Here is a 19,848-nt window from a genome sequence, read left to right as displayed (position 1 = left end):
TTTTCATTGTGACGGTCTGTTTTGGCTTGCCAGCAGTAAAGAACAGGGCTTCAATAAATAGAGTTGTAGCGGGAGGTGGTGTGCCAGAGCAGCTTGAACTCTTTGTTGTCCCTAATCCATGTCGTGGTATTTGTCAGGCGGATGATGGCGGATATTGTCGCGGTTGCTTTCGCAGTCGTAACGAACGCTTTAGTTGGGGTCAAATGAGTGATGCTCAGAAACAGGATGTACTGCGTTTGTGTCGGCAAAGAATGAAACGGTCGCAGCGTTCAGAGAAAACCGATACACCAGCAGAATTCCATCAGCCATCATTGTTTTAAGTCATTTTGTCTTAGACGGTCTATTTACGTGAAATTTTGTTTAAGCAACGCAGGAGCGTTCGATTGAATAAAATAAGCCGAAGATCATTTTTAAAAGACTTTTATTTGATAGAATCACTTTTAGGAAAGGTTCTATTTTTTACGATAGTCATATCGTTTTTTATTCTTATAAATCAGAATTGATTGCAATCCAGGGATATAACTTAGCGTGCTAACAATAAGGAGAGGTGATGGAATTGCCATTAGGATCTGATTTAGCTCGTCTGGTGCGCGTGTGGCGTGCGCTGGTCGATCACCGATTAAAACCACTTGAGCTGACTCAAACGCATTGGGTCACGTTGCATAACATATACCACTTACCCCCTGGCCAGTCGCAGATTCAATTGGCCAAAGCAATTGGTATTGAGCAACCCTCATTAGTTCGAACACTGGATCAGCTTGAGGAGAAAGGGTTAATCACTCGCCACGTTTGTGCTCACGATCGCCGAGCAAAACGTATTATGCTGACTGAATCAGCAGAACCAATAATACAGGCAGTCAATGGTGTAATTAGTCATACCCGAAGTGAGGTGTTATTTGGAATTACGCCAGAACAGGTTGATGAATTAGCGCTGTTGGTTTCGCGTCTTGAAAAAAATATATTGGCATTACATGAACATCAAGTGTAGCTAAATTTGGGTTACGCGGAGGGAGAATGAAATCCCGGTAATATTACTGATACCTGTTATTGGTTATTCATTCTGGGAGTTGATTATTCGTTGTGACGATCGCTGCGGAGAGTAGCGATCGTCACACAATGTTAACGTGGAGAAACGGTGATGCTACGGCCATTGCTCGCCATGGCAACACGTTGACCCGCGCTAAATTTCGTATCGCCCTGTTTCTGTACCACCATGATGGTACTGCCGTCATCACGACGAATTTCCAGCTCTACGCCCTGTGTACGGTTCAGCGCACCCGTCGCGCTTTGACCTGCTACACCACCCGCTACTGCGCCAGCCGCCGTTGCCAGACTACGACCGGAGCCGCCGCCGATAGTATTACCCAGGAAACCACCCAATACGGCACCGCCCAGCGCGCCGATCACGTTAGAATCTTCCCCAGCCTGAATCTGAACCGGACGCATAGAAACGATGGTGCCATAGGTAACGGTCTGCACCTGTTTAGCTTCGGATGCGCTGTACACATCACCAGAAAGCGTACTGGTATTAGCACAACCAGCTAGCGTGATACCAGCAAGGGTAACCACAAGCAAACGCTTCATCATAATAAAAACTCCTTAATAGCGAATATGTCGGGCTGGCTCAGCCTCGGCCGACGCAGTGTTATACCAATAAATTATGGTCTGGCTCAGTGTAGCATGCCACTCTTTTTACTCTTTTTTTCAGACTATAATAGTGCGCTTAAATTGCGTCTAAACAGAGCAGTAAATAGCACAGTACAGGGGGTTTTTTGTAGCAAATATTATCAAAAATTCCTTTTTGGTTAAAACCTAACCCGTGTGGCAAAAACGCAAAAAATTTAATAATTCAGCGTGTTAACGTGCTATTTTTATTCTCAGCGTAACGGTTGTTATCGGTGTTCTCTTTTTATCCCATAGGGGAAAGGCAATATAATGAGGTCAGGCAGATATATTGGCGTGATGTCCGGCACCAGTCTCGATGGTGTTGATGTTGTGCTAGCCGCGATTGACGAACATACGGTTGCTCAGCAGGCGAGTTATTGTCATCCGATACCACAGGATATCAAAATGGCCATCCTTGGGATGTGTCAGGGGCAGGCCGTAACGCTGTCGGCGCTGGGGCAGTTAGATACACGTTTAGGTATTTTGTTTGCCGAAGCGGTACTGACGCTGCTGAAAGAGACGGCATTGGGGGCGCAGGATATTACCGCGATTGGTTGCCATGGGCAGACGGTCTGGCATGAGCCTACGGGCGATGCGCCGTGTACGTTGCAGATAGGGGATAATAATCGCGTTGCTGCATTAACTGGCATCACCACCGTGGGTGATTTTCGTCGCCGTGATTTAGCCTATGGCGGACAAGGTGCTCCGCTGGTGCCGTCATTCCACCATGCATTGCTGCTACATCCTGTCGAGCGTCGTATTGTGCTCAATATCGGAGGGATCGCCAATCTGTCACTGCTGGTGCCAGGTGCGCCCGTGCGCGGTTACGATACCGGGCCGGGGAATATGCTGTTGGATGCTTGGATCTGGCGGCATTGCGCACAGCCGTATGATAAAGACGCGGCGTGGGCAGTAAGCGGCCAGGTGAATCCGCTATTGTTGCGTCGGATGTTGACCGATCCTTATTTTGCGTTACGGGCACCGAAAAGCACCGGACGTGAGTATTTCAATCTGGGCTGGCTGGAAAGAATGCTGGCTGGTCTGCCGCCGATAGCGCCGCAGGATGTTCAGGCGACGCTGGTCGAATTGACAGCCATGAGCATTGCTGAACAGGTGCTACTGGTCGGTGGATGTGAGCGTTTGTTGGTTTGTGGTGGCGGTGCGCGTAACCCGCTCATTATGATGCGGCTCTCGGCTTTACTGCCGGGTATCGAAGTCAGCACCACGGATGAATGTGGTGTGAGTGGCGATGATATGGAAGCGCTGGCATTTGCCTGGCTGGCATCACGGACGTTATCAGGGTTGCCGGGTAATTTGCCGTCCGTCACGGGGGCGAGTCAGGAAACGGTGTTAGGTGCGATTTATCCCATCAACGTAGATTAATCAGATTTTGCCGAGAGGTTCATGTTTATCCTCTTGTTAAACTTACATGAGCGGCAGTGACAGTTGCCGCCATTGACAAGAATAACAGGAGAAAAACATGAAACGATTGCTGACGGGGACCGCGCTGATTCTGCTGAGCGGATGCAGCTATTTGGGTCATAAGCAGACCGTGGAAACGCTGCGTTATCAATGTGGCACGATGCCACTAACCGTCACGCTACAGCAGGGCGGAGAAACGCCTGCACAGGTCGGCTTCCTGCTGGATGGTGAACGCCTGTCGCTTCCTCAGGTGGTGTCTGCTTCTGGAGTCAGATACAGCAATGATACCTATACGTTCTGGAGCAAAGGCGATCGTGCATTTATCCAACGGGGTGAACGCGTTATTGTGGACGATTGCGTGTTGGTGCCGATGTAACTGACGCTGAACGTGAGCCATGTCACTGCTGATTGCGATTTTTCGGGCACGGGAGCAGAATGAGGTTTTCGCCCGCTTCTGACCCGACATTGCGATAGCAGGATATTATGACTCAGGAACGCTCTCCCTCTGACACGACGCCTCTCCTTCAACCCACTGATATCGCCGACATCCGCCGTGAATACACGCGAGACGGGCTTCGTCGCGGCGATCTTCCCGCTAACCCGCTGGATTTATTTGAACGCTGGTTGAAACAGGCTTGTGAAGCGAAACTGGCCGATCCTACCGCGATGTCTATCGCGACCGTTGATGAACACGGACAGCCCTACCAGCGTATCGTTTTGCTTAAACACTATGATGAGAAAGGCATGGTGTTTTATACCAATATGGGCAGCCGCAAAGCTCATCATCTGGAAAACAATCCACGTATCAGCCTGCTGTTTCCCTGGCATATGCTGGAACGACAGGTAATGGTGCTGGGACGCGTAGAGAAACTGCCCGTGCTTGAGGTGTTGAAATACTTCCATAGTCGTCCGAAAGACAGCCAGATCGGTGCGTGGGTATCAAAGCAGTCTAGCCGGATTTCAGCGCGTGGCGTGCTGGAGAGCAAATTTTTGGAATTGAAGCAAAAATTCCAAAGCGGTGAAGTCCCTTTGCCGAGTTTCTGGGGGGGCTTCCGCGTCGTTATCGATTCTGTCGAGTTTTGGCAAGGCGGTGAACACCGCTTGCATGACCGATTTTTCTACCAGCGGCAGGAAGAGGGCTGGCAGATCGATCGTTTAGCGCCTTAATCACGAAATATCCGTGTTAAACGCTGGCGCTCCTACCACCGGCACTTTATCCTATGAAGTTTCGTGTTGGCTGGATATTGCCCGGTAATATGGCGTTCGTAGCCTGCTGCGTAAGGTAATGCAGCAACGAAATCATTATGCGACAGCAGACAGGTATGCTGCGCATTCCTTACGGCTCTGTGCGTAAACCCAACGGGAACGTAACGGCCTGTTTTTATAAAAATGGAGTTATCGATGGCGAGTAGTAACCTGATTAAACAATTGCAAGAGCGGGGCTTGATTGCCCAGGTAACGGATGAGGAAGCGTTAGCAGAGCGGCTGGCGCAAGGGCCAATTGCACTGTATTGCGGTTTTGATCCTACCGCTGACAGCTTGCATTTGGGGCATCTGGTGCCGCTGCTCTGCCTGAAACGCTTCCAACTGTCTGGCCACCAGCCCGTTGCGTTAGTCGGTGGGGCGACGGGACTGATCGGCGACCCAAGTTTTAAAGCCACGGAACGTAAACTGAACACGGCTGACACCGTGGGTGAATGGGGAGAAAAAATTCGTCGTCAGGTTTCTCCATTCCTGGATTTTGACTGCGGTAAAAACAGCGCGATTGCGGCAAATAATTACGAGTGGTTCGGTAGTATGAACGTGCTGGATTTCTTACGTGATATCGGTAAACATTTCTCTGTTAATCAGATGATTAGCAAAGAAGCCGTCAAGCAGCGTTTAAATCGTGATGACGTGGGTATTTCATTCACTGAGTTCTCTTACAACCTGTTGCAGGGATATGACTTTGCCTCGTTGAACAAGCAGCATGGCGTCGAACTGCAAATCGGTGGTTCTGACCAGTGGGGTAATATTACGTCCGGTATCGATTTGACGCGCCGTATGAACCAGAAGCAAGTTTACGGCTTGACCGTTCCACTGATCACCAAATCTGATGGCACGAAATTCGGTAAAACGGAAGGCGGCGCAATCTGGCTGGATGCGAGCAAAACTAGCCCTTACAAATTCTACCAGTTCTGGATCAACACGGCAGATGCCGATGTGTACCGTTTCCTGAAATTCTTCACGTTCATGAGCCTCGAAGACATCGATGCGTTGGAAGAAGAAGACAAAAATAGCGGCACCGCGCCACGCGCCCAGTACGTGCTGGCGGAAGACGTCACTCGTATGGTACACGGTGAAGCGGGTCTGGAAGCCGCGCGTCGTATTACACAAAGCCTGTTCTCTGGCGCGTTGCAGGATATGACGCAGGACGATTTTGCTCAACTGGCGCAGGATGGTATGCCGATTATCGAACTGGAAAACGGCGCTGATTTACAACAGGCGCTGGTCAGTGCTGAGTTGGTGCCGTCACGCGGTCAAGCACGCACGATGATCGCGTCGAATGCGGTAACGATTAACGGTGAAAAACAGGCGAATCCTGAATACACCTTCAGTGCTGCCGACCGCCTGTTTGATCGCTACACTTTGTTGCGTCGCGGTAAAAAGCACTACTGCCTGATCTGCTGGAAAGCATAAGCATCACCGACAAGGGAGCGTTAGCTCCCTTTCTTCTTGTAAGTTGAGGCGCAGAGGCGCTGGCAAGGGTTTGAGTCATAGCTAATGAAAAATATACTTTCCATCCAATCACATGTCGTTTTTGGCCATGCGGGTAATAGCGCGGCAGAGTTTCCGATGCGTCGGATGGGCGCAAACGTTTGGCCATTGAATACGGTACAGTTCTCGAACCATACCCAATATGGCCACTGGACGGGATGTGTGATGCCTGCCAGCCACTTGACTGAAGTGGTACAGGGTATTGCGGATATCGACAAACTGAAGACGTGTAATGCGGTGTTGAGTGGTTATATCGGCTCTGCTGAGCAAGGTGAACATATTCTGGATATTGTTCGGCAGGTAAAAGCTGCTAATCCTGATGCGGTGTACTTCTGTGACCCCGTGATGGGCACGCCGGAGAAAGGCTGTATTGTTGCTCCCGGCGTATCGGGTTTTCACTGTCAGCAGTCGCTACTCGCGGCTGACATTATTGCGCCGAATCTGCCTGAGTTGGAACTGCTTGGTGACCGTACCGTGCATAATGTGACGGAAGCCGTGGAGACTGCACGTGCACTGTGTGAAAAAGGGCCCAAAATCGTTCTGGTGAAACACCTTAGCCGAGCGGCAAGCCGTGAAGACAGCTTCGAAATGTTGCTGGTCACGCCGACGGATGCCTGGCACATTAGCCGCCCGCTGGTGGAGTTTGAGCGTCAACCTGTTGGTGTGGGCGATTTAACCAGTGGATTGCTGTTGGTGAACTTGCTGAAGGGTGTGGCGTTGGATAAAGCGCTGGAGCACACAACGGCGGCAGTATATGAAGTCATGCTGGTGACGAAAGAGATGAATGAGTATGAGCTGCAATTGGTTGCTGCTCAGGATGGTATCGCCAATCCGCGTCATCATTTCCAGGCCGTTCGCCTGTCGTGAAACTCATCACGCCCCGATACTCGGGGCGTGATGGCACGTTATCCTTTCAATCTTTCAACCTTAAGCGCGGTCGCCACGGAAGGGCGTTCGGCAATATGGTCAAGATAAGCGGCCAGCGCAGGGTAACGGAACATATCCAGCTTTAATGACTGTGCCCAGCGCATCACGGTAAACAGATAAGCATCGGCGATACTGAAGCGGTTGGCGACCAGATAGTTTTGTTCACTCAGCACCAGATTGATATAACGGAATTTGACCTGCAAATACTCGGTCAATAGATCTTTATAGGTTTCTGGCGTGCCGGGACGAAAGATCGGCGTAAACGTTTTATGCAGTTCAGCAGAAATGTAATTCAGCCATTCAATCGTATGGTAGCGAGCCATACTCCCAGTGGGGGCGATAAGGTTGCAGTGTGGAACCAGATCGGCGATGTACTCAGCAATAGCGACACCTTCAGTTAGGATCGATCCATCATCGAGTTCTAACGCGGGCACCATTCCCTTTGGATTGATGGACATATAGTCGGTTCCACGCTCTGTTTTTTTCGTGCGCATGTCGACCTTATCCAACTTGAACTCCAATTTGGATTCGAGCAAAACGATGTGCGCAAAAAGAGAACTGCTTTCAGCCTTGTAAAACAGTTTCATGAAAACCCCTTTCTATTATTATTTTTCCACCAACATATGCGCTGATGATTGTTGAATGACGACATGTCGTTTTTTTACAACAAAACGTAACGATAGAGTGTGAAGCTTCTTCCAAAATACTCTTTATGTATGACTACCGTATGAAACTTGGCCGGTTTTGACGGACTAAAGTCAAATTTACATGCCATCCTGGGGCGAATTTACAGGTTTGAGCATCCCCATGCAGAGAACGATGTCACATGTAATACAGACAACTGACAGTGATACGGATCGCCAGAGACGATGTGCTTCTTTTCAATCGCTAACGGCTATCGCTGCGTTCATATCATCTTGTTGCAAAAACGTTATTTTTTGTTTGTGTTATCTTTAAATAAGACCGCAAGCTCAGGCTGGTTATTCATTAATCGCCCGATGCAGAATAACGAATAGCAAGTTAATTTGGGAGGAAGCATGCCATCACACCTTCGCGACACTTGTCTGGACACACTGACGGTACAGAAGCAGATTTACCATTACTACAGCCTGCCGAAGGCGGCGAAAACGCTTGGCAATATCGATAAATTACCGAAATCGCTCAAGGTGCTGCTGGAGAATTTGTTGCGTCATCAGGACGGCGACACAGTAGAGCAGGACGATCTTCAGGCGGTTGTGGACTGGCTGAAAACCGGTCATGTTGACCGAGAAATTGCCTATCGTCCTGCGCGTGTATTGATGCAGGACTTTACCGGCGTGCCTGCCGTGGTCGACCTGGCGGCGATGCGAGCGGCGGTGAAACGGCTGGGCGGCGATGTGAATAAGGTTAACCCGCTGTCGCCGGTCGATCTGGTTATCGACCACTCGGTGACGGTGGACCACTTCGGCGATCGTCAGGCGCTCACAGATAACACGCAGCTCGAAATGGCGCGTAACCGTGAGCGTTATGAGTTTTTGCGCTGGGGACAACATGCTTTTAGCTACTTCAGCGTCGTGCCACCGGGAACCGGGATTTGCCATCAGGTGAATCTGGAGTATCTCGCCAAGGCCATCTGGTATGAAAAGCAGGGCGACAAGCAGTTTGCTTATCCTGATACGCTGGTAGGAACCGATTCGCATACCACGATGATTAACGGTTTGGGCGTGCTCGGCTGGGGCGTCGGCGGGATAGAGGCAGAGGCTGCGATGCTGGGGCAGCCTGTTTCGATGCTGATCCCTGACGTGGTCGGCGTCAAGCTAAGCGGCAAGATGCGTGAAGGGATCACGGCAACCGATCTGGTCCTAACGGTCACGCAGATGCTGCGTAAGCACGGCGTGGTCGGCAAGTTTGTGGAATTTTACGGCGATGGGTTGGATTCGCTGCCGCTGGCGGATCGCGCGACTATCGCTAACATGGCACCGGAATACGGTGCGACCTGTGGCTTTTTTCCTATCGACAACATCACGCTGGATTACATGCGGCTGACCAACCGTGCGGAAGAACAGATTGCCTTGGTGGAAGCCTACAGTAAGCAGCAGGGGCTGTGGCGTAATGCGGGGGATGAGCCGATATTCACCAGCCAGCTCGCGCTGGATTTGGCAACGGTGGAAACCAGCCTGGCGGGGCCGAAACGCCCGCAGGATCGTGTGCCGCTGGCTGGCGTACCGGAAGCCTTTAAAGCCAGCCGGGAACTGGAAGTTAGCACGGTGAAGAACCGTTCTGACTATGAAGAATTTACGCTGGAAGGGGAAACGCATCGTTTACAGCAGGGTGCCGTCGTGATCGCCGCGATCACGTCCTGCACCAATACCTCCAACCCGAGCGTGCTGATGACAGCCGGACTGCTGGCAAAAAATGCCGTCGAGTGCGGTCTGAAAACCAAGCCGTGGGTTAAGACCTCGCTGGCACCGGGCTCGCGGGTCGTAACGGATTACTATGCGAAAGCGGGATTAACGCCGTTCCTCGACGAGTTGGGGTTCAATCTGGTGGGCTACGGCTGTACCACCTGTATCGGTAACTCCGGCCCGCTGCCGGATGCGATTGAAGCGGCGATAAAAGAAGGCGATCTGACAGTAGGCGCCGTGCTGTCCGGCAACCGCAACTTTGAAGGTCGTATTCATCCGCTGGTGAAAACGAACTGGCTGGCGTCACCGCCGCTGGTGGTCGCGTACGCGTTGGCAGGGAATATGAACGTCGATCTGACACAAGAACCGCTGGGTGAAGATCGTGACGGGAAAGCTGTCTACCTGAAGGATATCTGGCCGTCGACTAAGGCGGTGGCGGATGCGGTATTAAACGTCAGCGCAGGCATGTTCCACAAACAGTATGCCGCCGTGTTTGAAGGCACGCAGGAGTGGCAAGAGATCGAGGTCGACAACAACCCCACCTATCAATGGCCGGAAGAATCGACCTATATTCGCCAAACGCCTTTCTTTCTGGCGATGGGGAAAGAACCAGAACCGGTTCAGGATATCCACAACGCGCGCATTCTGGCGATGCTGGGCGATTCGGTCACAACCGATCATATCTCGCCGGCGGGTAACATCAAACGCGATAGCCCGGCAGGGAAATACTTGCTGGAGCGCGGCGTCGAAACCACGGAGTTTAACTCTTACGGTTCACGGCGTGGTAACCATGAAGTCATGATGCGCGGCACGTTTGCCAACATCCGAATCCGTAATGAGATGGTGGCGGGTAAAGAGGGCGGCTATACCCGGCACATTCCGTCGCAGAATGAGATGACGGTCTATGACGCGGCGATGCGTTACAAAGACGAAAACATCCCGCTGGCGCTGTTTGCTGGCAAAGAGTATGGCTCTGGTTCTAGCCGCGATTGGGCGGCAAAAGGCCCGCGTTTGCTGGGCGTCCGCGTGGTGATCGCCGAATCGTTCGAACGTATTCACCGCTCTAATCTGATTGGAATGGGGATTCTGCCGCTGGAGTTCCCTGATGGTGTGACGCGTAAAACGCTGCAATTAACCGGGGACGAACAAATCTCGATTACGGGATTAAATCAACTGACACCGGGTGCGACGGTTGAGATAAACATCACGGGGGCGGATGGCAATACGCAGGCGATCAAGACCCGCTGCCGCATCGACACCCGTAATGAACTGACTTATTACCAGAACGACGGCATCCTGCACTACGTTATCCGCAATATGCTGTAATTTTATGTCTCGCCACCGAGGGCAGAAAGCCTGCTCTCGGTGGATTCGCTCAATTCGAAATATAGCGGGTACATCAGTAATAAGCGGCTTCATCCTTTCTAAGCGGTACGCTTCGGACACCGTCGTTGGTAAACACTATCGCAGACACGACGCTTCTTCGTGAATCACCGTATTTTTTCGATTGCAGGATATACCTGACGACGTATGTGCTGTCGTCTAAAAAGCGGTAAAAAGAAGGAGGAATGCACAGTTCGTCCTGTGTAACGACTACGCTGGGATTTTCATACAGCATCCATTCCTGTGGCTGAGCGGCTCTTGCGCTAATCGCAATAAGAGTGAGTTGGTAATCCCGAGCATCGCTAACTAAAAAGCAGAGATCGCTTCCCACTTGTCTGACTGATGTCAATTCGTCTGGCTTCAGGCGATCGCCCGAACCGGGGCAACCGACAAGAAGAAAACTCGGCACTATAAGCAGAAACGCAGACAATTTTGCAGTAAATGTCATCGTTAATTCCAGGGAAAGAACTGCATAGTTTTTTGATATTGTTGCCGTATGGCGGCCTCAGAAGTATCGCCATCAAGGGTGACATTTCCCCGTGCTCTCAACATTTTCCACACTTGATAGCCGTATGTTTTTAAAACGAAATAATCAGCGATTATTTGTGCCAGCTGTTCCATTGGGTAGCATCTTAATGTGCGGTTACCAAGTTGGTAGCGATAACTGACAGCCCAACTGACCAAACCTCTAAATATGACATTCATACCTCGTTCACGCTGCCAGACGTGGCTCATTTCATGAATAAAGAGGTGTTGGTTGGACATATTCGTGAGGGAAAAATCGTTGCTATACCATGCCCGAAAGTACAGTTCTCCATTTGTTATCGCTACGTAGGCTTATAACTTGGACTATTGACGGTTAAAAATGAAGCGTTAATCCCAGCAGTGTAACGTTCATTTCAAGCGGTTAAGAAAGATATACTACCCCTGATGCACCAGCGCACGTTTTCCCACATTAAATACTCGAATCCTCAGGCGAATTGTGGTTAGGTGGTAGTGACGCTAACTACATGGGGAATAAGTAAAAATTATTGCCCAGCCACGCCCTGGAACCGCGGAAATGCCGCTTGAATAATGACGGAATATAACAGGAGGTTATATGAATGATGTAATCAAAAATCGCTTCAAACAATCGCTACTGCTTCTTACTTTATGTGCCACAGGGGCGATGCCATCGGCTTTTGCGGCACAGGTTCCTGCTGGGACGGTGCTGGCGGACAAGCAAGAACTGGTGCGAGGCAATGGTTCTGAGCCTGCCTCGTTGGATCCGCATAAGGTAGAAAGTGATGTAGAAGGCCACATTATCAACGACTTCTTCGATAATCTGGTGCGCGTGGGTGATGATGGCACGATACAGCCGCGGCTGGCCGAGCGCTGGGATAATAAAGACAACACGGTGTGGACGTTCCACCTACGGCCTGATGCCAAATGGTCTGATGGTTCGCCGCTGACCGCCGACGATGTGGTTTACAGCTGGCGACGTCTTGGCGATCCTAAAACGCTATCGCCTTACGGCAGCTACGTCGCCAGTATGTATGTGAAGAATGCCGCAGAGATTATGGCGGGCAAAAAGACACCCGATACGCTGGGCATAAAGGCGCTGGATAGCCATACGGTTGAAGTTACGCTGGAACGTCCGCTTTCCTATTTCCTGGAAATGTCGGCCTATCATGTTCTGGTGCCGTTGCCGAAAGCGGTGCTTGAAAAGCACCCAGAAAACTGGACGCAGGTTGGGAATTTTGTCAGCAGCGGCCCTTACACGATGAGTGAATGGGTGGTGAACGAACGTATCGTCGGTAAGCGCAATACCCAGTATTGGGATGATGCGCATACTGTAATTAACAAAGTCACGTATCTGCCGATTAGCTCGCAGGCGGCGGAGCTGAATCGCTATAAATCCGGTGAAATTGATATAACCGGACCGTTATCGCCGATTCAGTTCGCGTCGCTGCAAAAAGAGTACCCGCAGGAAGTAAAAATATCGCCGCAGCTTGGCACGTACTTCTATCAGTTCAATACGCAAAAACCGCCGTTTGATGATGCCAGAGTGCGCCGCGCCTTAGACCTGAGTTTGGATAAAACGGTTATCGCTGAAAAGGTAATGGGTATGGGGCAGAAGCCCGCATATAATCTGGTCCCTCAAAACACCGGTGGCTATACGCGGCAGGAACCGGAATGGGCAAACTGGACGCAAGAACAGCGCAATGCGGAAGCGAAAAAATTGCTGGAAGAGGCCGGTTTTAACGCGAAAAATCCGCTGCGCTTTAACCTGCTTTATAACACTTCAGAATCGCACCTGCGTGTTGCCATCGCGGCGAGTTCTATGTGGAAAAAGAACCTCGGCGTAGAGGCGACATTACAGAATCAGGAATGGAAAACCATGCTGGATACAATCCGCTCCGGCAACTACGAGGTGGTTCGCTATTCATGGATTGGGGATTACAATGAACCGAGTACCTTCCTGGAGATTCTGCAATCGGGTAACAGTAATAACAATTCCAAATTCAGTAACGTTGAATATGATGCGCTGCTGCAAAAAGCGCTGGCAGTAGGCAACAGACAAGAGAAACAGGGTATTTATCAGCAGGCGATGACGATTTTGAATCAGCAAGCACCATTGCTACCTATCTATCACTATTCATTGCCACAGATGGTGAAACCCTACATCGGCGGATTCTTGCCAGATATCCGTGGTAACTACTACGCACAGGACATGTACGTGATTAAACACTAGGTGAAAAAAAACCGCCGGTAAAATACTGGCGGTCTGTGTCTGTGTCTGTGTCTGTGTCTGTGTCTGTGAACAAATAACGCGAGCAGGATCGTTATTTTATATCCAGTAGGTGTCCCATTTTGGCCGCTTTGGTGGCGAGATAATTTTCATTCTTCGGGTTGCGCCCGACGATTAATGGCACGCGCTCGACGATGTTGATGCCTGCTTCGTTGAGAATTTTTACTTTCTGCGGATTATTAGTCAGCAGGCGAACTTCATCAACACCCAGCAGTTTGAACATATCAGCGCACAGTGTGAAATCGCGCTCGTCGGCGGCGAACCCGAGCTGATGGTTCGCTTCCACCGTATCAGCTCCCAGATCCTGCAACGCATAGGCGCGGATTTTATTGAGCAGCCCAATGTTACGGCCTTCCTGACGGTGATATAGCAGCACGCCACGCCCTTCTTCGGCGATGTGACCCAAGGCAGCCTCAAGCTGGAAACCACAGTCACAGCGCAGGCTAAACAAGGCATCTCCCGTCAGGCACTCGGAATGCACGCGGGCAAGTACGGGAACTGAACCAGAAATATCACCATAAACTAGCGCAAGGTGGTCATGGCCTGTGGCGATTTCTTCAAAACCCACCATCAGAAAATCGCCCCACGGCGTGGGTAATTTGGCTTCCGCCACCCGTTTTAGCTGCATACTTTTCTCCAAAAACGCGGTATCCAAAAAACAGTGTCCCAAAAAGTGCTGAGGCGAATCCTACTGCTGCCTATCGCGCTTGACCAGCAAAAAAGCCTGTTTAAGAACGTCACAAAAATTGAATTAGAACGAGACCAGACTGCCATTTGGTTTCAGGTTCGTTGACAGAACTGAGCGCTATTTTACGCCATACTGACAGTTCATGTCGGATTTTCTGATAGAATTGTGAAAGTTTTGTTGCAAGGCATCATGCTGAATTATGGGAAGAAATTATGTACGACATTGCCAAACGAACAACTATTGGTGCAGCGCTATTACTGATTATGCCAATGATTATCTGGATGAGCGGTTGGCAGTGGCAACCAGAGTACGGTGGGCCTTGGTTGCGCGTACTCTTTTGGATCACCGAGACGGTGACATCACCGTGGGGAATTCTGACCAGTATTATACTGAGCATCTGGTTTCTCTGGTGCCTGCGTTTTCGTCTGAAACCTGCACTTGGCTTGTTGGTTATTATGGCGATTACCGTGTTGGTTGGGCAGGGAATCAAATCAGTGATTAAAGAGTGGGTACAGGAATCACGACCTTATGTTGTCTGGCTGGAAAAAAATCATCAGGTGGACGATAGCTATTTCTACTCGTTGCCGCGTAAAGCGCGTTCGGAGCTGGTAAGAACGCAATTGCAGGATCAAACGCAGATCCCGCAATGGCTGCGTAGCCACTGGCAGTTTGAAACTGGCTTTGCTTTCCCGTCTGGGCACACGCTATTTGCCGCGACTTGGGCGCTGCTGGCCGTCGGGCTGCTGTGGGCGCGTCGGCATTATAAAACGGTGGTGATCCTGATGCTGTGGGCGAGTGGCGTCATGGGCAGCCGTCTGGTGTTGGGGATGCATTGGCCGCAGGATTTGGTGGTGGCGACGTTAATTAGCTGGCTGCTGGTGGTGGTCGCCAGTTGGCTGGCACAGCGCTGGTGCGGCCTGCTTTCGCTCCAGTATGAAGAAATTAAAGAACAGGCAGAAGAGGATGCCGCCGAGAATAAATCCTCGTAAATGGCAGTATAACCAAAATAGCAGGGTCTGGAACGTTATGGAAATGCCAGTTTTAGACGTTCTAGCCCTTCGAGAAGCACGGCTCTTGGGCAAGCAAAGTTGATGCGCTCGAACCCATCGCCTTGTTCGGGATAATACCGATTGCGTAGGTTAGTCCCTGTAAGTTGAAGGCTTTGGAAGGAGAAGTTAGGGTTACGGAGTGGTGTTGGCTTGCAGAAGAAACACTGCCATAAGGAACAAACTCGCTATCGTCGTAGGTAAGATAGCTATTAATTTCATCTGAAACTACGGTGACAGTGTGCTGTTCGCAGACGTCAGCGACAACAGACAGCTCCTTGCGGCTGATCATGAGTCCTGTTGGATTGTGTGGGTTGACCAGAAAAGATCGGTAATCAACACATCAAATATAGTGGCCGATTAACGCACCGCGAATCGCTGCACTCTTCTAAATGCCGCCTGCCAGTGTCACTACACGAGGGCACTGACGCACTGTTTCATCCCTTCGCTATAATAGAGCGTAGCGATCCTGACCAATAATCGCTGTTCGTCCTGCTTTGACATGACTTTTCCCCTTGCTGGCTTGTTACTGTCATTTTTATTCAGCACAGAATAAATAATAAGCGCAGACGGCAGTGGAGCGCGGTTCTTGATTTCCCTGTCCGCGTCGGACATGGTAATTTAATGGGGCTGGTCGCCAAAATTTGGCATAATTCATCCGGTTAATGGATATCACAGGAAGGACAATGTGAAATATTTGCTGATTTTTTTACTCGTGCTGGCGATATTCATCATTTCTGTCACACTGGGTGCGCACAACGATCAGGTTGTGACATTTAACTACCTGCTGGCGCAGGGGGATTATCGTATCTCCACGCTGCTCGCTACGCTGTTTGCCCTGGGCTTTGTCCTTGGCTGGGTTATTTGTGGTCTGTTTTATCTGCGTCAGCGCATTGCGCTTGGCCGCGCTCAACGTAAAATCAAGCGTCTGGAACAACAGCTTTCTACCTCCACCGAGGAGAATGTGGCGCCAGTGCAGACGGTCACCCACTAAGGAATTCTCTCTATGTTAGAACTGCTGTTTCTGTTGCTGCCCGTGGCCGCCGCGTACGGCTGGTACATGGGTCGCAGAAGTGCGCAGCAGGACAAAGAGCAGGAATCCAACCGCCTGTCCCGTGAGTATGTCACCGGGGTTAACTTCCTGTTGTCCAACCAGCAGGATAAGGCGGTGGAGCTGTTCCTCGACATGCTCAAGGATGACAGCAACACTTTTGAAGCCCATCTTACTCTTGGCAACCTGTTTCGGTCGCGCGGCGAAGTGGACCGCGCAATCCGCATCCATCAGGCGCTGACTGAAAGCGCATCATTAACGTTTGAACAACGCCTGCTGGCGGTGCAACAGCTGGGTCGTGACTACATGGCCGCAGGGTTGTATGACCGTGCCGAAGAAAGTTTCAACCAACTTGTGGATGAAGATGATTTTCGGCGCAGCGCCTTGCAGCAGCTATTGCAAATCCATCAGGCAACCAGTGACTGGCAGACGGCGATTGAGGTCGCGGAAAAATTGGTCAAGATGGGAAAGGACCAGCTCCATGTTGATATCGCGCATTTTTACTGTGAACTAGCGCTGTTGGCGATGGGCAGCGATGATCTGGATAAAGCGTTAACGCTCCTGAAGAAAGGGGCAGCGGCAGACAACCAGTGCGCTCGTGCGTCCATCATGATGGGGCGTATTTACATGGCACAGCAAGATTATTCGCGAGCCGTGGAAGCGCTACGACAGGTTCTCGATCAGGATAAAGAGCTGGTCAGTGAAACGCTGCCGATGCTCCAGGAGTGCTATCAGCATTTAGATAAACCTCTTGATTGGGCTGATTTCCTCAAACGCTGCGTAGAAGAAAATACCGGTGCGACGGCGGAATTGATGCTAGCCGACATCCTTGAGAGAGAAGAGGGGGCGGAAGTCGCTCAGGTTTATATTAACCGCCAGCTTCAACGGCACCCCACGATGCGCGTATTCCATCGTCTGATGGATTTTCACCTGCATGAAGCAGAAGACGGACGTACAAAAGAAAATCTTCAGGGATTGCGCGACATGGTGGGCGAGCAGATTCGCACTAAACCCCGCTACAGCTGCCGCAAGTGTGGCTTCACGTCACAATCGCTCTATTGGCAATGTCCTTCCTGTCGTACCTGGGCCAGCGTGAAGCCGATCCGTGGATTAGACGGACAATAGCCTCTCGTGATATCGAATAATTGTTTTTTAAACTACTTTAGTTACAACATACTAATGGTTGTGTGTGATTTCCGTTTCAGCCAGCGTGTTTAACGCCATTGGTCTTCAGGCGGCTGGGATTTCAAGGGCGGGGCATGTAGAATGCGGCGGGAATTTTGGCTTCGCAAGAGACTGGGTGACGAATGAAAAACGAGAATCTACAGCAAAAGAATCAAACGGTATCCTCCCCGATTGTTGTCGCGTTGGACTACGCCAGTCAGGATGCGGCGCTGTCGTTTGTTGACCGTATCGATCCGCAGGATTGCCGTTTGAAGGTAGGCAAAGAGATGTTTACCTTATTTGGCCCACAGTTCGTGCAGACGTTACAGCAGCGCGGCTTTGATGTGTTTCTCGATCTGAAATTCCACGATATTCCGAATACCGTCGCTCATGCCGTGGCGGCAGCCGCCGATCTTGGCGTGTGGATGGTCAATGTGCATGCCAGCGGCGGTTCGCGCATGATGACCGCGGCGAAAGAAGCGCTGGTGCCGTTTGGTAAAGAGGCACCGCTGCTGATTGCCGTGACGGTGTTGACCAGTATGGACGAAGAGGATTTACGCGGGCTTGGTATTACTGTCAGCCCGGCTGAACAGGCGGAAAGGCTGGCGGTGCTAACACATAACAGCGGGCTGGATGGCGTGGTGTGCTCCGCACATGAAGCGCAGCGCTTGAAGCAAGTATGCGGGCAGGCATTTCAACTGGTTACACCGGGGATTCGTCCGGCAGGCAGCGATGTTGGCGATCAGCGCCGCATTATGACGCCGGTTCAGGCACAGCAGGCTGGCGTGGATTATATGGTGATTGGCCGTCCGATCACACAATCCACCGATCCCGCGCAGACGCTGCGTGATATTCGCGCGTCGTTGTTAAACGGTGCGGCATCATGAACCATGATAAGAACAGTCAACTGGTTTATTCCACGGAAACGGGACGCATTACGCAGGAAGAAGAAAAGGTGGTTCGGCCAAAAGGTGATGGCATCGTGCGTATCCAGCGCCAAACAAGTGGGCGCAAAGGAAAGGGTGTATGCCTGATTAGCGGTCTCGATCTCGATGATGCTGCGCTGGATAAGTTGGCGGCTGAATTGAAGAAAAAATGCGGCTGCGGCGGATCGGTAAAAGACGGCGTGATCGAAATCCAGGGAGATAAGCGTGACCTGCTAAAACAGCTTCTGGAAGCAAAAGGGATGAAGGTCAAGCTGGCTGGCGGTTAAGTATGAAAGCAGCAGGTTTACTCCCGTGAACCTGCTGCGATAAATATGTTATTTATCGACCTGACGGCCAATCAGCCCGCCGATAGCCGCACCGCCTAGCGTTCCTAATGTTCCGCCATCCGTTAAGATAGCGCCACCTACGGCACCAGCACCAGCACCAATCGCGGTATTGCGGTCACGTTTGGACATGTTTGAACAGCCCGCGAGTGTAACAGCAAGCGTAATTGCCAGAGCGGCCGTCGCAAAACGTTTGTTTAATTTCATTTTATTCCCCTTCTGCTCTTAGTCTCACGTTTCTTGTGAGGAAATATCGAACAATGTACTTTTTACGGTATTAAATAAAGAAAAAGAGCCTTTTACCGCGTGATGACAAGTATAATCATCGGAAAAAACGGCAACAGGTAAAAACTCCTAATTCCCCAGTGTTACTTTAACGATAGCAATAATTGATAAGTTTGGTTGTTTTTTGCACAACTCTGTGGCGTGTCTCTTTCTTTTTCCCATAGCAGAACACCGCTAGGTCTTTAGCGATTTAGCCCATAGCGACGAATTCTCCTGACCGCGAAAATGGTGTCATCGCACCGAGGGGGGCTGATATGTTAGAAACGCTAAAAAGACAGGTGCTGGAAGCCAATTTGGCCTTACCGAAGCACAATCTGGTGACGTTTACCTGGGGAAATGTCAGCGCGGTAGATCGGCAGCGCGACCTGATGGTGATCAAACCTTCCGGCGTGGAGTATTCCGCCATGACGCTGGAAGACATGGTGGTCGTTGAGCTGGAAAGTGGCAAAGTGGTGGAGGGGACGAAGAAGCCATCGTCAGATACCGATACTCACCGTGTGCTGTATCTGGAGTTTGCCGATATCGGCGGTATTGTGCATACCCATTCTCGCCATGCCACGATCTGGGCGCAAGCCGGTAAAGATATCCCCGCTTGGGGAACCACGCACGCTGACTACTTTTATGGTCCCATTCCCTGTACACGTTTGATGACGGACGAAGAAATCAATGGCCGCTATGAGTGGGATACGGGAACGGTGATCGTTGAAACTTTCCGCCAGCGCGGCATTTCTCCGGTAGATGTCCCCGCTGTATTGGTTAATTCGCACGGCCCTTTTGCATGGGGAAAAGATGCTGATAACGCGGTGCACAACGCTGTGGTTCTGGAAGAACTTGCCTACATGGGCATTTTCTCGCGCCAGTTAACGCCTCAGTTGGGCGAGATGCAGCAAACACTGTTGGATAAACACTACTTACGTAAGCACGGTAAGAACGCCTATTACGGGCAGTAAATCACCGTTGTACACCTCCGCTTAACATGAACGACGCAACGGAGTTGCGTCGTTTGAGCCACGTG

General features: G+C 50.8%; 22 protein-coding genes and 1 pseudogene. 15 read left to right on the top strand and 8 right to left on the bottom strand.

All coding sequences use genetic code 11. The annotated features are described in order from the left end of the window. The first annotated feature begins 80 nt into the window (after positions 1-80). Together AACH44_RS11565 and slyA are read left to right on the top strand one after the other, a co-directional pair. Entirely contained in the window at positions 81-320 is a 240-nt protein-coding gene (locus AACH44_RS11565; protein WP_261848705.1) for a DUF1289 domain-containing protein, read from the top strand. Positions 321-550: 230 nt separating this feature from the next. Continuing rightward, positions 551-988, top strand: a complete 438-nt coding sequence (gene slyA, locus AACH44_RS11560; RefSeq protein WP_107167589.1) for a transcriptional regulator SlyA — start codon at positions 551-553, stop codon at positions 986-988. A gap of 131 nt (positions 989-1,119) precedes the next feature. On the opposite strand, the gene AACH44_RS11555 is transcribed toward slyA, so the two are convergent. Further along, a complete protein-coding gene (locus AACH44_RS11555; protein WP_005972534.1) occupies positions 1,120-1,587 on the bottom strand; it encodes a glycine zipper 2TM domain-containing protein in 468 nt (155 codons plus the stop codon). Between the two features lie 348 nt (positions 1,588-1,935). Between AACH44_RS11555 and anmK the strand changes: the two genes are divergently transcribed. From anmK to pdxY, 5 genes are all read left to right on the top strand, one after another. Then, on the top strand, positions 1,936-3,048 hold the full coding sequence (gene anmK / locus AACH44_RS11550; protein ID WP_261848704.1) for an anhydro-N-acetylmuramic acid kinase: 1,113 nt from the start codon (positions 1,936-1,938) through the stop codon (positions 3,046-3,048). A gap of 97 nt (positions 3,049-3,145) precedes the next feature. Then, positions 3,146-3,463, top strand: a complete 318-nt coding sequence (locus AACH44_RS11545; RefSeq protein WP_261848703.1) for an MliC family protein — start codon at positions 3,146-3,148, stop codon at positions 3,461-3,463. A gap of 107 nt (positions 3,464-3,570) precedes the next feature. Then, the gene (gene pdxH, locus AACH44_RS11540) at positions 3,571-4,254 is read left to right on the top strand and encodes a pyridoxamine 5'-phosphate oxidase (RefSeq protein ID WP_261848702.1); all 684 of its coding nucleotides are present in this window, start codon (positions 3,571-3,573) and stop codon (positions 4,252-4,254) included. Between the two features lie 234 nt (positions 4,255-4,488). Continuing rightward, complete coding sequence (tyrS, locus tag AACH44_RS11535; RefSeq protein WP_261848701.1) at positions 4,489-5,766, top strand: tyrosine--tRNA ligase; 1,278 nt, start codon at positions 4,489-4,491, stop codon at positions 5,764-5,766. An 84-nt stretch (positions 5,767-5,850) separates the two neighbouring features. Then, positions 5,851-6,711, top strand: a complete 861-nt coding sequence (gene pdxY, locus AACH44_RS11530; protein ID WP_261848700.1) for a pyridoxal kinase PdxY — start codon at positions 5,851-5,853, stop codon at positions 6,709-6,711. Between the two features lie 38 nt (positions 6,712-6,749). Here pdxY and gstA read toward each other — a convergent pair whose 3' ends face one another. Beyond that, positions 6,750-7,358, bottom strand: coding sequence for a glutathione transferase GstA (gene gstA, locus AACH44_RS11525; RefSeq protein ID WP_261848699.1), 609 nt, complete (start codon positions 7,356-7,358; stop codon positions 6,750-6,752). 450 nt (positions 7,359-7,808) lie between these two features. Here gstA and acnA point away from each other — a divergent pair, with 450 nt between their 5' ends. Continuing rightward, entirely contained in the window at positions 7,809-10,481 is a 2,673-nt protein-coding gene (gene acnA, locus AACH44_RS11520; RefSeq protein ID WP_261848698.1) for an aconitate hydratase AcnA, read from the top strand. Positions 10,482-10,554: 73 nt separating this feature from the next. Here acnA and AACH44_RS11515 read toward each other — a convergent pair whose 3' ends face one another. Beyond that, a complete protein-coding gene (locus AACH44_RS11515; protein ID WP_261848697.1) occupies positions 10,555-10,986 on the bottom strand; it encodes a putative T6SS immunity periplasmic lipoprotein in 432 nt (143 codons plus the stop codon). A 2-nt stretch (positions 10,987-10,988) separates the two neighbouring features. Then, positions 10,989-11,159: a hypothetical protein gene (locus tag AACH44_RS11510; protein ID WP_261848696.1), complete on the bottom strand. Its 171-nt coding sequence runs from the start codon at positions 11,157-11,159 to the stop codon at positions 10,989-10,991. A 478-nt stretch (positions 11,160-11,637) separates the two neighbouring features. Here AACH44_RS11510 and AACH44_RS11505 point away from each other — a divergent pair, with 478 nt between their 5' ends. Then, a complete protein-coding gene (locus AACH44_RS11505; RefSeq protein ID WP_261848695.1) occupies positions 11,638-13,272 on the top strand; it encodes an ABC transporter substrate-binding protein in 1,635 nt (544 codons plus the stop codon). Positions 13,273-13,363: 91 nt separating this feature from the next. On the opposite strand, the gene ribA is transcribed toward AACH44_RS11505, so the two are convergent. Further along, positions 13,364-13,957: a GTP cyclohydrolase II gene (ribA, locus tag AACH44_RS11500; protein WP_261848694.1), complete on the bottom strand. Its 594-nt coding sequence runs from the start codon at positions 13,955-13,957 to the stop codon at positions 13,364-13,366. Positions 13,958-14,229: 272 nt separating this feature from the next. On the opposite strand from ribA, the gene pgpB reads away from it, so the two are divergent. Next, positions 14,230-15,006 carry a phosphatidylglycerophosphatase B gene (pgpB, locus tag AACH44_RS11495; RefSeq protein WP_261848693.1) on the top strand — a complete coding sequence of 259 codons (777 nt, stop codon included), beginning with the start codon at positions 14,230-14,232 and terminating at the stop codon, positions 15,004-15,006. A gap of 61 nt (positions 15,007-15,067) precedes the next feature. Here pgpB and AACH44_RS11490 read toward each other — a convergent pair whose 3' ends face one another. Then, positions 15,068-15,355, bottom strand: a complete 288-nt coding sequence (locus AACH44_RS11490; RefSeq protein ID WP_338659244.1) for an aminotransferase class I/II-fold pyridoxal phosphate-dependent enzyme — start codon at positions 15,353-15,355, stop codon at positions 15,068-15,070. A 140-nt stretch (positions 15,356-15,495) separates the two neighbouring features. Continuing rightward, positions 15,496-15,678 (bottom strand): annotated as a pseudogene (locus AACH44_RS21230) (hypothetical protein); the annotation flags it as partial. Between the two features lie 73 nt (positions 15,679-15,751). On the opposite strand from AACH44_RS21230, the gene AACH44_RS11480 reads away from it, so the two are divergent. The 4 genes from AACH44_RS11480 to yciH all read left to right on the top strand — a co-directional run bounded on the left by AACH44_RS11480 (position 15,752) and on the right by yciH (position 18,491). Further along, positions 15,752-16,057 carry a LapA family protein gene (locus tag AACH44_RS11480; RefSeq protein WP_015840581.1) on the top strand — a complete coding sequence of 102 codons (306 nt, stop codon included), beginning with the start codon at positions 15,752-15,754 and terminating at the stop codon, positions 16,055-16,057. A 12-nt stretch (positions 16,058-16,069) separates the two neighbouring features. After that, entirely contained in the window at positions 16,070-17,239 is a 1,170-nt protein-coding gene (gene lapB / locus AACH44_RS11475; protein WP_261848692.1) for a lipopolysaccharide assembly protein LapB, read from the top strand. A 182-nt stretch (positions 17,240-17,421) separates the two neighbouring features. Further along, positions 17,422-18,165, top strand: a complete 744-nt coding sequence (pyrF, locus tag AACH44_RS11470) for an orotidine-5'-phosphate decarboxylase (RefSeq protein WP_261848691.1) — start codon at positions 17,422-17,424, stop codon at positions 18,163-18,165. After that, positions 18,162-18,491 carry a stress response translation initiation inhibitor YciH gene (yciH, locus tag AACH44_RS11465; protein WP_261848690.1) on the top strand — a complete coding sequence of 110 codons (330 nt, stop codon included), beginning with the start codon at positions 18,162-18,164 and terminating at the stop codon, positions 18,489-18,491. Before pyrF ends, yciH begins: the two co-directional genes overlap by 4 nt. A gap of 48 nt (positions 18,492-18,539) precedes the next feature. On the opposite strand, the gene osmB is transcribed toward yciH, so the two are convergent. Continuing rightward, positions 18,540-18,755 (bottom strand): osmotically-inducible lipoprotein OsmB, encoded by a 216-nt coding sequence (gene osmB / locus AACH44_RS11460; RefSeq protein ID WP_010276685.1) that lies wholly within the window; start codon positions 18,753-18,755, stop codon positions 18,540-18,542. 332 nt (positions 18,756-19,087) lie between these two features. Between osmB and araD the strand changes: the two genes are divergently transcribed. Further along, positions 19,088-19,783 (top strand): L-ribulose-5-phosphate 4-epimerase, encoded by a 696-nt coding sequence (gene araD, locus AACH44_RS11455; protein WP_261848689.1) that lies wholly within the window; start codon positions 19,088-19,090, stop codon positions 19,781-19,783. Positions 19,784-19,848: the final 65 nt, after the last annotated feature.

It is taken from the genome of Pectobacterium araliae (genome assembly GCF_037076465.1).
Lineage (GTDB): Bacteria > Pseudomonadota > Gammaproteobacteria > Enterobacterales > Enterobacteriaceae > Pectobacterium > Pectobacterium araliae.
This window is presented reverse-complemented; position numbering and strand designations above follow the sequence as displayed.